The 12,886-nt window shown below is 69.2% G+C and carries 13 protein-coding genes and 1 pseudogene; 5 read left to right on the plus strand and 9 right to left on the minus strand.

The features are described from left to right. Positions 1–4: 4 nt before the first annotated feature. Positions 5–424, minus strand: a complete 420-nt coding sequence (locus OCL97_RS10180; protein WP_377369853.1) for a J domain-containing protein — start codon at positions 422–424, stop codon at positions 5–7. After that, positions 424–1,239: a division plane positioning ATPase MipZ gene (locus OCL97_RS10185; RefSeq protein WP_377369855.1), complete on the minus strand. Its 816-nt coding sequence runs from the start codon at positions 1,237–1,239 to the stop codon at positions 424–426. Before OCL97_RS10185 ends, OCL97_RS10180 begins: the two co-directional genes overlap by 1 nt. Before the next feature lie 171 nt (positions 1,240–1,410). Between OCL97_RS10185 and panC the strand changes: the two genes are divergently transcribed. Beyond that, positions 1,411–2,259 carry a pantoate--beta-alanine ligase gene (gene panC, locus OCL97_RS10190; protein ID WP_377369857.1) on the plus strand — a complete coding sequence of 283 codons (849 nt, stop codon included), beginning with the start codon at positions 1,411–1,413 and terminating at the stop codon, positions 2,257–2,259. Between the two features lies 1 nt (position 2,260). Here the strand turns inward: panC and OCL97_RS10195 are convergent, their stop codons facing one another. Genes OCL97_RS10195 through OCL97_RS10205 form a run of 3 tightly spaced genes read right to left on the minus strand, consistent with a single transcriptional unit; the run spans position 2,261 to position 5,419 of the window. After that, complete coding sequence (locus OCL97_RS10195; RefSeq protein WP_304778249.1) at positions 2,261–2,662, minus strand: DUF1489 family protein; 402 nt, start codon at positions 2,660–2,662, stop codon at positions 2,261–2,263. Beyond that, complete coding sequence (locus OCL97_RS10200; RefSeq protein WP_377369859.1) at positions 2,662–4,539, minus strand: acetyl/propionyl/methylcrotonyl-CoA carboxylase subunit alpha; 1,878 nt, start codon at positions 4,537–4,539, stop codon at positions 2,662–2,664. Before OCL97_RS10200 ends, OCL97_RS10195 begins: the two co-directional genes overlap by 1 nt. Before the next feature lie 43 nt (positions 4,540–4,582). After that, positions 4,583–5,419 carry an enoyl-CoA hydratase-related protein gene (locus OCL97_RS10205; protein WP_377369861.1) on the minus strand — a complete coding sequence of 279 codons (837 nt, stop codon included), beginning with the start codon at positions 5,417–5,419 and terminating at the stop codon, positions 4,583–4,585. A gap of 219 nt (positions 5,420–5,638) precedes the next feature. Between OCL97_RS10205 and OCL97_RS10210 the strand changes: the two genes are divergently transcribed. Next, positions 5,639–5,839 (plus strand): hypothetical protein, encoded by a 201-nt coding sequence (locus tag OCL97_RS10210; protein WP_304778256.1) that lies wholly within the window; start codon positions 5,639–5,641, stop codon positions 5,837–5,839. 35 nt (positions 5,840–5,874) lie between these two features. On the opposite strand, the gene OCL97_RS10215 is transcribed toward OCL97_RS10210, so the two are convergent. Both OCL97_RS10215 and OCL97_RS10220 read right to left on the minus strand, forming a co-directional pair. Beyond that, positions 5,875–7,497, minus strand: a complete 1,623-nt coding sequence (locus OCL97_RS10215; protein WP_377369871.1) for a carboxyl transferase domain-containing protein — start codon at positions 7,495–7,497, stop codon at positions 5,875–5,877. Between the two features lie 54 nt (positions 7,498–7,551). Beyond that, entirely contained in the window at positions 7,552–7,959 is a 408-nt protein-coding gene (locus tag OCL97_RS10220) for a ribonucleotide reductase subunit alpha (RefSeq protein WP_377369863.1), read from the minus strand. Positions 7,960–8,088: 129 nt separating this feature from the next. Between OCL97_RS10220 and OCL97_RS10225 the strand changes: the two genes are divergently transcribed. Continuing rightward, the gene (locus OCL97_RS10225) at positions 8,089–9,858 is read left to right on the plus strand and encodes a patatin-like phospholipase family protein (RefSeq protein WP_377369865.1); all 1,770 of its coding nucleotides are present in this window, start codon (positions 8,089–8,091) and stop codon (positions 9,856–9,858) included. Positions 9,859–10,719: 861 nt separating this feature from the next. Next, positions 10,720–10,857 carry a hypothetical protein gene (locus OCL97_RS10230; protein ID WP_377369867.1) on the plus strand — a complete coding sequence of 46 codons (138 nt, stop codon included), beginning with the start codon at positions 10,720–10,722 and terminating at the stop codon, positions 10,855–10,857. On the opposite strand, the gene OCL97_RS10235 is transcribed toward OCL97_RS10230, so the two are convergent. Further along, positions 10,854–11,588, minus strand: a complete 735-nt coding sequence (locus tag OCL97_RS10235; protein WP_377369869.1) for an anti-sigma factor family protein — start codon at positions 11,586–11,588, stop codon at positions 10,854–10,856. The genes OCL97_RS10230 and OCL97_RS10235 overlap by 4 nt on opposite strands. After that, positions 11,585–12,076, minus strand: a complete 492-nt coding sequence (locus OCL97_RS10240; RefSeq protein WP_305338647.1) for an RNA polymerase sigma factor — start codon at positions 12,074–12,076, stop codon at positions 11,585–11,587. The genes OCL97_RS10235 and OCL97_RS10240 overlap by 4 nt, the downstream gene beginning before the upstream one ends. 173 nt (positions 12,077–12,249) lie before the next feature. Between OCL97_RS10240 and OCL97_RS10245 the strand changes: the two are divergent. Next, positions 12,250–12,886 (plus strand): annotated as a pseudogene (locus OCL97_RS10245) (hypothetical protein); the annotation flags it as partial.

Below are 12,886 nucleotides of genomic sequence, written 5' to 3' on the forward strand. Positions count from 1 at the left end.
CGCCCTATCTGCGGGTCAGCCTGTCGCGGGCCGCATTGAGCTGGGCGGCCAGGCCATCGGTGCCGCCCTTGTCGGGATGGGCCAGGCGCATCAGGCGGCTATAGGCGGCCTGGACGTCCTCGACGGTGGCATTGGCCCCGACCCCGAGGATCGAGCGGGCCTCGGTCTCGCTCATGGTCGCGCCCTTGCTGGGCGGCATGACCCCCGTACGCCGGGTGGAGACCGCCAGCCCCAGGCCCAGCACCACCAGGACGATGGCCGAGCCCCACTTCCCTACAAGGCCCACATAGGCCGCGCCGGCGAAGGCCATGATTGCAAAGCCGCCGGAGATGAAGCGCCACTCGCGGCGCTTGAGCATCGCCTTGCCGCCGCCCGCCCACATCAGCAGCGCCAGGATCACGCAACCCAGCGCGATATAGGACACTACTGGGCGGCCATCAGCTCATCGCCCACGTCCAGGCCGAGCGACCCCACCAGGGCGCGCAGCTCCTGGCGCGCGGCCACGTGCTGCAGCGACATGGCCACGGGACGAATCGTGGGGGAGAGGTCGGCGATGGTCAGGCCGAAGGGGAAGAGCTCGCGATAGATCACGCGGTCACGCAGGCCCGGTCCGACGCGGAACCCGACCCGACGCGAGAGGGCCTGGACGCGCTCATCCACCCGACGGCGGTTGCGGGCCTCGGTTGGGGCCAGTCGGTTGCGCAGCACCACCCAGTCGATGGACTTGCCGCTGGCCGCAGCTCGGATCTTGCGGCTGTTCCAGACGGTCTCGGAATAGAGGCTGGGGCGCTTCAGATCGAGGGTGACGGGATCGACGACCCCCAGCATGTCGAAGTCCACGAAGCTGTCGTTCATGGGGGTGACGATCAGGTCGGCCATGCCGTGGGCGGCGCGACTGACGGCGGTGTCGCCGCCCGGGGTGTCGATCAAAATGTAGTCGGAGGCCTCGGCGGCGTTGAAGGCTTCCTCGAAGCGCGCGAGCGCCTCCTCGTCGGACGCCTTGGCCAGATCGGCGCTCAGCGGGTGTTCGACGGGCATCGGGGCGCTGACGCCGTTGGCGGACAGCCAGGCGGCGCGGTGAGCGAAGAAGTGGCCCATGGACTGCTGGCGCAGGTCGAGGTCCAGCACCGAGACCCGGGCGTTGGCGTGCAGCAGGGCCGTGGCGATGTGGATGGCCAGCGTCGACTTGCCCGCGCCACCCTTCTCGTTACCGACCACAATAACCTTGGGTTGGGACATGGTTCTTTAAAACTCCACACCATCTCAGCCAGCGTCGTTGCGCTGATTCGATTGGTTAACAGGTGAGGCCGCCACCCCTGCCCCGTCAACGCGCCAGACGCCGCCGCCTGTGGACGGATGCCCGCTTCAAAGTCATAAGCGGCCCGCCTTTTCGTGACGGAGCCTCCCCCCATGCCCCTCGCCATCGTCCGCACGGTCGCAGACCTCCGAGCCCAGGTCGCCGCCTGGCGCAGGGCCGGGGAAAACGTCGGCCTGGTTCCCACCATGGGGGCGCTGCACTCGGGCCACCTGTCCCTGGTGACCCTGGCCAAGACCCGAGCCCAGCGGGTGGTCGCCAGCGTCTTCGTCAACCCGACCCAGTTCGCGCCGCATGAGGACTTCGACGCCTATCCCCGGGACGAGGCCAAGGACGCGGCCCTGCTGGAGAGCGTGGGCTGTGACCTGCTGTTCGCGCCGACCGTGACCGAGATGTACGCGCCGGGCTTTTCCACCACCGTGACGGTGAGCGGGGTCTCCGAGCCTCTGGACGGCGCAGCGCGGCCAGGCCATTTCGCCGGCGTGGCCACCGTGGTGAGCAAGCTGCTCCTGCAGTGCGGACCCGACGTCGCGGTGTTCGGCGAGAAGGACTATCAGCAGCTGCAGGTGATCAAGCGGCTGGTGGCTGACCTGGACATCCCCGTGGAGGTGATCGGCGCACCCACGGCGCGGGCGCAGGACGGCCTGGCGCTGTCCTCCCGCAACGCCTACCTGACGACGGCCGAACGCGAGGCCGCCCCCAGCCTGGCCGCCGCCCTGCGTGACGCCGTGGAGCGCCTGCGCGCCGGGACACCTGTGGATCGGGTGGAGAACACCGGCCGCGCAGCCCTGGAGCGGGCCGGCTTCAGCCGCATCGACTATTTCGAGGTCCGCGACGCGGCGAGCCTGGCGGAACTTGGCCCGGGGCCCATCACCGGGCCGGCCCGGGTCCTGGCCGCCGGGATCCTGGGCAAGACCCGGCTGATCGACAACATGGCGGTCTAGCCTACCAGGCGCCGACCTCGCGAAGCTGGCGGGCCAGCTCCATCGGAATCTCGCCGTCCGCGCTGGTGTCGAGGTCCGGCGGCACGTCCTTGGGATCGAAATAGCGCCAGCCCTGGAAGGCGCGGCGCGGTGTCGGGGCGACGCGGATGATCTCGGGCTCCAGGGTGATCTCGCAGCGGGCGTTGGGGTGCTCGCCCACGGTGCGCACCGCCAGGATCCGCTGGCGGCAGAGGATCATGCCCTTGAAGATCCGGTAGAGGGAGCCGCCGTCCAGCAACTCATCGGCGCGCTTGGGGCTCATCCGGGTATGCAGCAGCCAGGGCTCGCTGTCGTCGGGGTGATAGGCCAGCAAATCCTCGATGGTGTCGCAGCCGACGCAGAGCCGCAGCATGTGCAGGGCCATCAGCTCGAAGCCTTCAGGCGGGCCAGGGTGACACCCTCGCTGACCTGGTCACCGACCGAGACGTTCAGAGCCTCCACCTCCCCGTCGAAGGGCGCGGTCAGGGCGTGTTCCATCTTCATGGCCTCGAGGGTGAGCAGGGGCTGCCCGCGCACCACGGCGTCGCCGACGGAGACCGCCACGGCCACCACCTTGCCCGGCATGGGGGAGCGCACCTGGGCGTCACCGGCCATGTCGTCCAGGTCGCGCAGGGGCGGCCGGGTGGCGAGCACATAGGTCTCGCCGCCCTCGAAGACCACGACCTCGCCGTCCTCCGTCATCAGGATGTCGGCCTCGATATCGCCGTCCGGCAAGGGGGCGTCGACGGGCCGACCATCGAGAAACAGACGCACCGACGTCTGCGGCGCGGCGTTCATGCGGAAGCCGGTGAGGCCCTTCCAGGGGCCAGCCGCGTCGTCGTCCCCCTCGGCCAGGGCCGCGGCTGCGGCCACCGCCAGAGCTTCGTCCGACGGGGCGGGCGTGGACGCCAAGGCGTCGAGATGACGCTCGATGAAGCCCGTATCGATCTCGGCGGCGATGAACTCGGGATGGTCCAGGCAGCGGGCCAGGAAGCCGGCATTGGTCTTCACCGGCCAGATCTCCACCTCGGCGCAGGCCTGGGCGAGTTGGTCGCTGGCGCCCTCCCGGGTCGGGGCATGGCCGATCAGCTTGGCAATCATCGGGTCGTAGAACGGGCTGACCTCGCCGCCCTCCTCCACGCCGGTGTCGACCCGGACGCCACCTGGCAGGACGAAGTGCTCCAGCACGCCGATGGAGGGCAGGAAGCCTGCCGCCGGGTTCTCGGCATACAGGCGGGCTTCCACCGCATGGCCGTTCAGCTGGATCTGACCTTGCGTCAGCGGCAGGGGCTCGCCAGAGGCGACGCGGAACTGCCACTCTACCAGATCGACTCCGGTGACCGCCTCGGTGACCGGATGCTCCACCTGCAGGCGGGTGTTCATCTCCATGAACCAGATACGGTCGGGCGCTAGGCCCGCGCTGGCGTCGGCGATGAACTCCACCGTGCCCGCGCCGATGTAATTGACGGCCTTGGCGGCCTTGATCGCGGCCTGGGTCACCGCCTCGCGGGCTGCGGCGCTCATCCCCGGCGCGGGAGCCTCCTCGATCACCTTCTGGTGGCGGCGCTGCAGGGAGCAGTCGCGCTCGAACAGGTGGACGACGTTTCCGTGGCTGTCGCCGAAGATCTGCACCTCGATGTGGCGGGGCCGGGAAACGTAGGTCTCGATCAGCACCTTGGGGTCGCCGAAGCTGGCGGCGGCCTCGCGCTGGCAGGAGGCGAGCGCGGCGGCGAAGTCCTCGGGCCGGTCGACCCTGCGCATGCCCTTGCCGCCGCCGCCGGCCACGGCCTTGATGAGGACGGGGTAGCCGATATCTTTGGTCACCGCCTGCAGTTGTTCCAGGGACTGGTCGTCTCCCAGATAGCCCGGCGTCACCGGAACATTAGCTTTCTGCATCAAGGACTTGGCGGCGTCTTTTAAACCCATGGCCTTGATGGCGGCGGGCGGCGGGCCGATCCAGATCAGGCCGGCGCCCATAACCGCCTCGGCGAAGGCGGCGTTCTCCGACAGGAAGCCGTAACCGGGGTGGATGGCCTCGGCGCCGGTCTGCAGGGCGGCGGCGATGATCTTCTCGCCCGCCAGATAGCTTTCGCGCGCGGACGCAGGGCCGATCAGCACGGCCTGGTCGGCCTCACGCACATGGGGCGCGTCGGCGTCGGCCTCGGAATAGACCGCCACCGTCGCGATCCCCATGCGCCGGGCGGTCCTGAAGACGCGGCGGGCGATCTCTCCACGATTGGCGACGAGCACGGAACTGATCATGCCGCGATCCTAGTTGGCCGTGGAGAGTCCTGCCAGCGGCGGATCAAACGACCCAGGAGGCTTTACGCTTTTCGAGGAAGGCGCGGACGCCTTCCTGCCCTTCCGGGCTGACCCGGGTGCGGGCGATGCGCTTGGCGGTCTCTTCCATGACATCCTCGATGGGCTTGTAGGCCACATCTTCCACCAGCTTCTTGGAGTCGGCGACCGCGCCGGGGGCGCAGGCCATCATCTCGGCGGCGATGCGGGCGCAGGCGGCGTCGAGGCCCGCGGTGTCGGCCACCACCTCGGTGATCAGGCCGACCTTCTCGGCATAGGCGGCGTCAAACACCGAACCGGTGGCGAACAGGGCGCGCGCCGTCCGAGGGCCCACCGCACCCACCACATAGGGGCTGATGGTGGCGGCGATCAGGCCCAGGCGAACCTCGGAGAAACTGAACTTGGCGTCCGCCGTGGAGACGGCCAGGTCGCAGGTCGCCGCCAGGCCGGCGCCGCCGCCGAAGGCCCCGCCTTCCACCAGGGCGACCGTCAGAGCCGGAATGTCCCAGAGGCTCTTGAGCATCTTGGCCATGGCGTAGGCGTCTTCGCGGTTGTCGCTCTCGGTGCGGTCGACGGCCTCGCGCATCCAGTCGAGATCGGCGCCGGCGCTGAAGATTCCGCCCGCGCCACGCAGGAACACCACCCGCACGCCCTCGGCGCCCTGCAGGGTCTCGAAGGCCTCGTGCAGGGCCGCGATCAGCCGGGCGTCGAAGGCGTTGCGCCGCTCCGGACGATTGATCGTCACCATGGCGACGCCTTCGACCGTGGCCTCGATCTGCACAAGGGTCTCATCCACGTCGGTGTCGGGAACCTCGACCAGGGGATCGGCGATGGGATTGGTCATGGGAGCCTCATTGAGAACTGCGTGGTGCGGACATAGGCCGAACGCGCTGACTTGGACATAGGCCGACGGCCGCGCTGAGGCAGACGTGTCGATTCTGTCACCAGACCCTAGCGAAGACCCCATTGCGGGTCGAATGCCGGTTGATCACGACGCGGCTCTATCCGAAAGAGCGGGACGAGGCGCGGCGACCTCCCACACCGCCGCGCGAAGGATCGAGCCATGCCCATGACCAGCGACGCCCCGTCCCTGACCCAGATGCTTCGCCTCGCCGCCCGGACGCCTGGCATGGCCCCCCGCATGCGGGCCACCGCGGCGCGGCGCGCGACGGCCAAACTGGCCCTGGCCGTGGGCGTCATGGCCACCGCGGTCAGCCTCGGCATGCTGGTGGGCGGGCTCGGCCGCGCCCTGATCGGCGGCTAGTCCGGGCGCACCAGAGCGTCCGCTCGCCAGGCCCGCTACATGCGGAAGATGCCGAACCTGGTCTCCGGGATCGGCGCATTGAGGGCCGCCGAGATCGAGAGGCCCAGGACATCACGCGTCTGGGCCGGATCTATGATGCCGTCGTCCCACAGCCGGGCCGTGGCGAAATAGGGGTCGCCCTCGCTCTCGTAGCGATCGCGGATCGGGGCCTTGAAGGCCTCTTCCTCGGCGGCGGGCCACTCGCCGCCCCGGGCCTCGACCCCGTCGCGGCGGATGGTGGCCAGCACGCTGGCGGCCTGTTCGCCGCCCATGACGCTGATCCGGCTGTTGGGCCAGCTCCACATGAAGCGCGGGGAATAGGCGCGGCCACACATGCCGTAGTTGCCGGCGCCGAAGGAACCGCCGATCAGGACGGTGAACTTGGGCACCTCGGCGGAGGCGACGGCCGTCACCAGCTTGGCGCCGTCCTTGGCGATGCCGCCCGCCTCGTACTTCCCGCCCACCATGAAGCCGGAGATGTTCTGCAGAAACACCAGCGGGATACCCCGCTTGCAGGCCAGCTCGATGAAGTGGGCGCCCTTCAGCGCGCTTTCCGAGAACAGCACCCCGTTGTTGGCCAGGATGGCGACCGGCTGGCCCCAGATGCGCGCGAAGCCGGTGACCAGGGTCGTGCCGTACAACGCCTTGAACTCATCGAACTCCGAGCCATCGACGATGCGGGCGATCACCTCGCGCACGTCATAGGGGGCCCGCACATCGGTGGGGACGATGCCGTAGAGCTCCTCGGGATCGAATAGAGGCTCCCGCGGCTGCGCCAGCACCACCTGGTCAGGTTTGCGGGTGTTCAGATTGGCGACGATGGAGCGGACGATCTGCAGGGCGTGTTCGTCGTCCACAGCCACATGGTCCACCACGCCCGAGCGCCGGCCATGGGTGTCGGCGCCGCCGAGCTCCGTGGCGCTGATCACCTCGCCGGTGGCGGCCTTCACAAGGGGCGGGCCGCCCAGGAAGATGGTCCCCTGGCTCTCCTCGCCGGCGCCGCGCACGATGACGGTCTCATCGCTCATGGCCGGCACATAGGCCCCGCCGGCGGTGCAGGAGCCCATGACGCAGGCGATCTGGGCGATGCCTTCGGCGCTCATGCGGGCCTGGTTGAAGAAGATGCGGCCGAAATGGTCGCGGTCGGGGAAGACCTCGGCCTGGTGCGGCAGGTTCGCGCCGCCGGAATCCACCAGATAGATGCAGGGCAGCCGGTTCTGCATGGCCACTTCCTGGGCTCGCAGGTGCTTCTTTACGGTGAGGGGGAAGTAGGCCCCGCCCTTCACCGTAGCGTCGTTGGCGACGATCATCACCTCGCGGCCGGAGACCCGGCCGATGCCGGTGATGACGCCCGCGCCGGGCGCCTCGCCATCATACAGGCCGTGGGCGGTGAGCGCGCCGACCTCCAGGAAGGGCGATCCGGCGTCCAGCAGGCGCATCACCCGCTGGCGGGGCAGCAGCTTGCCGCGCGCCTCGTGGCGCTTGCGGGACTCCTCGGGCCCGCCGAGGGCCGCGGCGGCCACTCGCTCGCGCAGTTGCGCCGCCAGGGCGCGATTGACCTGATCATTGGCCTGGAAGGCCTCGCCGTTCGTGTCGATGACGGACTTCAGTATGGGCATGGCCAAGGCATAGCCGGGCCCGGCGATGCAGGCTAGGGCCGCGCCCCTCGCGCCCTATTGGAAGAGGATGGGCTCGCCGTCCGGGTCGTAGGCGGCGAAGCGACCGACACCGCCGACACGGACGGCGTCGACCATGGCCTGCAGGGCCACCTCGATCTGGGCCGTGGTGGGCGCCGCCCCGCCCGATCCGGACAGGCTCGCGGCGAAGGCCACCTGCCAAGGCGGCCCGGCGCGTCGGGATTCCGCCAACAGCGCCTCGAAATTCGCCAGTTCGCCTGGGGCCTTGTCGACGCACATCAGGGGCGCGAGCGCGCCGCCCTCCCCGGCCAGGAAGCGCTCACGCTGGGCCTCGGTGGCCCCGTCGGGCAGTTCGGCGGCGGCGAAGACGAACAGCAGGCGCTGCGGATCGGGCTGGGCGGCGGCGGCCTCGAGGAGCTGCCGAAAGTGAGAGCTTTGAGTCATGAGGCGATCCTGGCGCCGATCGCCGAAGCCCACCATGCGGCAGATCAAACCGGCCACCCGTCGGCTGCCGAGGGCGCGCCACGCAGAATCGGTTTCCACCCGGCCGGACGCACCTTAGGCTCCCGCTTCGTGGCGAACCTTCCCGGCATATCGACCGACTCGGCGCTCTCGCGGCTGTTCGAGGATGAACGCGCCCAGGGCGAGGCCACCTGGTTCTCCCTGCCGGGCGGCGTGACCCTGTTCGACGCCGGGGAACCGGCCGATCATCTGTATTTCGTGCGCGCCGGGCGCCTGGGCGCCTTCCGCCGCGAGGAAGGCCACGAGCCGCAGTTCCTGGGCGTGATCCGTCCAGGAGAGCCGGCCGGCGAAATGTCGATGATCTCCGGCGTGCCGCATTCGGGCCACGTGGTGGCCCTGCGCGATTCGGAAATCTTCGCCCTGCCCCGCGAAGCCTTCTTCGACGCCTGCGACGACGATTCCGAGGTGATGGTCGAACTGGCCCGCCTGATGATCCTGCGCAGCCGACAGGCGGCCACCAAATCCTCGGGGGCCGCGCCCTCGGTGTTCGGCTTCGTCACCATCGGCGAGCCCGTGGCCGTGCGTCCGCAGGTGGACCGCATCGCGCGCGAGGTCGGCAAGCTCGGCTATTCGGTCACCGTCGTGGGGGTGGAAGCCCAGCACGCCCCCACCGAATGGTTCTCCGAGGTCGAGCGCGACTACGACTTCGTCCTCTATTGCGCCGAGGCCGCAGACCTGGGCTGGCGCCAGGTGGTGGGGCGGCAGGTGGACCGGCTGTTCCGGATCGGGCGCGGCGACGTCACTCCGCCCGCCACCCATCCCCATGTCAACGAACCGCTGCAGGGTCAGAACCTGGTGGACCTGATTCTCGTCCAGAAGCGCGGGGCGGCCAAGCCCGTCGGCTCCGAGGCCTGGATGGACGCCGCCAAGCCCGCGCGGCTGTTCCACATGCGCCGCGACCACGCCGGCGACATTCAGCGCATCGCCCGGGTCCTGACCGGCCAGGCGGTGGGCCTGGTGCTATCGGGGGGCGGCGCCCGGGCCTACGCCCATATTGGAGCCGTGAAGGCGCTGCGCGAGCGCAAGGTGCCCATCGACTTCGTGGGCGGGGTCTCCATGGGGGCCATCGTCGCCGCCGGGGTCGGGCTGGGGTGGGACGATGCCGAGATGGAGCGGCGGATCCGCGCGGCCTTCGTCAACACCAGTCCATTGGACGACATCGCCATCCCCCTGCTGGCCATGACCCGGGGCGAAAAGGTGCGCGAGCGGCTCGCCGAGCACTTCGGCGACGTGCAGATCGCCGACCTGTGGCTGCCCTTCTTCTGCCTGTCCTCGAACCTCACCACCGGCACCTACCAGTTGCACCGCCGCGGCCTGCTGCGCGAAGCCCTGCGGGCCACCATCTCCCTGCCTGGCGTCCTGCCGCCGGCCACCCACAACAACGATGTGCTGGTGGACGGGGCGGTGATGAAGAACTTCCCCGCCGACGTGATGCGGATCAACGAGCTGGGGCCGATCATCGGCATCGACGTCTCGCGCGGGCGCTCGATCACCGCCGCCGACGTGGCGCGCCCGTCCTCGGTCTGGCGCTGGATCTTCTCCGGACAGTGGCGCAAGGGCCCGCCCATCGTGTCGCTGCTGATGCGGGCGGCCACCGTCTCCTCCGGCCGCGACCTGGCCGCGGCCCGCGACGCCACCGACGTGTTGGTGACGCCGGACGTGACCGGCGTGGAAATTCGCGACTGGGCCGCCTATGACCCCGCCGTGGCCGGCGGCTACAAGGCGATGAACCAGGCGCTCGACAAGTTGAGCGTGCCCGTCACCGATCTGCGCCGGCGGCCGAGCCTGCGACAGAAGGCGCTGGCCAGCGGCCGACGGTAGGTTTTCCTCCCCAATTTGCGGGCAGGCCTATCGCATATGAACTCTGGCTCACGCTCGCGAGATGCTCCCCTCCTGGGGGAGCTGTCAGCGAAGCTGACTGAGGGGGACTTTGACTCTTGTTTTGGGGTCGTAAGGGTCAACTACGTTGATCCCCCTCCGTCGCGAACCTAAAGGTCCGCGCCACCTCCCCCACATCGGCCTGCGGCCTGGGGGAGGATCTTCGATATGCGATAGCCCTACATTTATGGGGGAGGGGGACCGCCGACCGGCGGTGGAGGGGGCCCGACCGGGCGCCGAGCTTGCCGCTCGCCCCCTCCACCACGCCTGCGGCGCGGTCCGCTCCGGCGGCAAAACGCGATGCGTTTTGTAATCCGCCTTCGACCCCCGTTCCGCTCCGCTGCACAGGGGAGGAAACAGGCGCCGGAACACGAAATCGGCATGAGTCAACAGCGCCGTTTGCGGAACGATCAAATCGGTCCCATATTCGAGGTCTTGTTCAACAACTGAAAGGAGGTGACCCAGTGTCTCATTGTCTTCATCCGCAGGTGGAAACCGTGATCTGGGCCTCCGCTTACGAGGCTTGCGCGTAAGCGCTTCAGGTTTGCGGGACCGCTGAGCGGTCCGACAATGGAACGGCCGGCCCCGACAACGGGTCGGCCGTTCGCATATCCGCGATATGGTTGGCGCCAATTAACGCCAAAGATGAACGAAAGCTTATGGCTGAGCTGTCATTCTCCGCCCATGGACCCAACCCGCGCCACCTCATCCTATGCAGACTACCCCGTTCGGCCCCGCGACACTGCCGCGCCGAAGATCGTCGCACCGCCCGCCTCGTCCCGCCCCGAGGGCATGGAGACGCCGGTGACCAAAAATGGCGATATGCGCGAGTACCTTCAGGCCAAGCCTGACCAGGTAAAAAATCGCGAGACGGACGAACAGGTCACGCGCCAGCGCGTGCAGGACAAGGCGCAGGGCACCCTGTTCGACCTTCGGACCTAGCTCCGCCAGCGACGCGCCTTGGCCGCCATTTCGCCGGCGCGGTCCAGGGGCTCGCCCTCGATCATGCCGTCCACGGCCGCCAGCACCGCCGGCGCCGTCGCGCTGGCCGCCATCCGGTAGTCGTGGGTCTTGGTGGGCGCCGGGGCGGCGGTGGTCATGCGCGCGATCCAGCGTGGGCCCTCCCGGCAGGCGATCCCGGCGATGCGCTGGGCGTCGGCCTGGAAGGTGCGGCAATAGCGGCCGTCGGCGGTCTTGAAGCTGAGGCCCAGGCGAGCCGGTCCGGAGCTGGCCGATAGATTGTTGTTCAACGCCCGGGCCAGGCCGCCGCGCGCCACCAGGGACCCGTCCATGCTGGGCGCCAGCACGCCGGCGTTCTGTTGCGAGATCAGATAGCCGGCCACCACCCCCACCATCAGGGTCGCGGCCACCGAACTCCAGGCGGGCAAGGAGACCTTCACCTGCGGCTTGGCGACAGGCGGCGGTTTGCGGCGGTCGGCGAGCTTCACCACATTGTCGGAATCGAGCTTGGCGGCGGCCATGAGCTGGGCCGGCACGCTTTCCTGAGCGACGCCGGCATAGGCTCCGGCGACCTTGGAGCGCAGCAGACGGTGTTCCTCCAGCCGCACGCCGAGCACCGGGTCGGCCGCCACGGCGGCCTCGACCTGGGCGCGGCCGACGGCGTCGAGTTCGCCGTCGACATAGGCGATCAGTTTGCGGTCATCGATTTTCATGCAGCACCCCTGAGATCGGCCAACAGGGCGTTGCGGCCCCGGACCAGGCGGCTGGTGAGGGTTCCTTCCGGAACCTCCAGCACCGCCGCCGCCTCGCGATAGGATAATCCCTCCACCAGCACCAGCGCCACGGCCACTCTCTGATCGGCGGGCAGGCGCGCCATGGCCTGTTCCACCGAGGCGGCCTGCAGGTGAGCCTCCATGGCCGCCGCGCCATCGGTTCCGATGTTCAGCCCCTGCTCCTCCGGCGCGAAGACGCGGCTCTGGCGGGTCCGGGCGCGGGCTTCGTCGATCCAGGCGTTCTTCATGATCTTGTACATCCAGCTATCCAGGCGGGTCCCCGGCGCCCACTGATCGGCGCGCACGAGGGCGCGTTCCACAGTGAGTTGCGTCAGGTCGTCGGCGTCCGCGACGTCCCGGGTGATCGCCCGCGCCAGACGGCGCAGCCGGGGAAGCAGTTCGACGATCTCACGCTGAAAGCCTTCCAAGACCTCGCCTCTGTCTGGGGATGAAACGACGACGCCGGGTCGTTTCATCCATCGCCCCCTCTAGCCGGTCGCGTTTTTCAACGATGAGCCTGCGCCCACTTCGTCTGAAAACGCTTATGCGGAACAAAACGCCACTGCCGTGCTTAGAGGTCCGTCGGGAAGAGGAATTCACGATGGGGCCTTGTCATCGCTGGATCGTCCGCTCGCTGAGCGTCGTGGCGTTGAGCGTGATGGCCCTGCCGGCCAGCGCGCAACTGGGCGGCGTAGGTCTGCCGTCGATGCCTGGGGTCGGTGGCGGACTGCCCGGCGGCGTTGGCGGCGGATCGCCGATGGGCGGACTGCCCGACCTGCCACGCACACCGATGGCGCCGCGCGCACCGAGGGCGCCGGCCCCGTCCCTCCCCTTGCCAGCGGCGTCGGCCCTGCCCTCCACGGTGCGCGGCCTGGTCGGACAGACTGAGGTTCTGGCGGCAGAGGCCCTGACCGCCCTACGGGGCCAGCAGGTCCAGGCCCTGATCCGCGAGCATGCCGACCTCATCGACGTGGACGACCAGGGCCAGGCGGTGGTGCGCGGGGAGGTTTTGATCCTATCGCCATCCCAGCAGTCCCTGGCCATCGCCAGCAAGGCTGGGTTCCACGTGGGCTCGGAGACACGGCTGGAGGGGCTGGACCTCAGCACCGTGACCCTGGGCCTGCCGACGGGCGTCTCGGTGCGAGAGGGGGTGCGCCGACTCAAGGCGTTGGATCCTGAGGGCCAGTATGACTTCAACCACATCTATCTCGGCGCGGGCGCTGCGCCGGCGGTCGCCC

Source organism: Phenylobacterium ferrooxidans (genome assembly GCF_042714595.1).
Taxonomy (GTDB): Bacteria; Pseudomonadota; Alphaproteobacteria; order Caulobacterales; family Caulobacteraceae; genus Phenylobacterium; species Phenylobacterium ferrooxidans.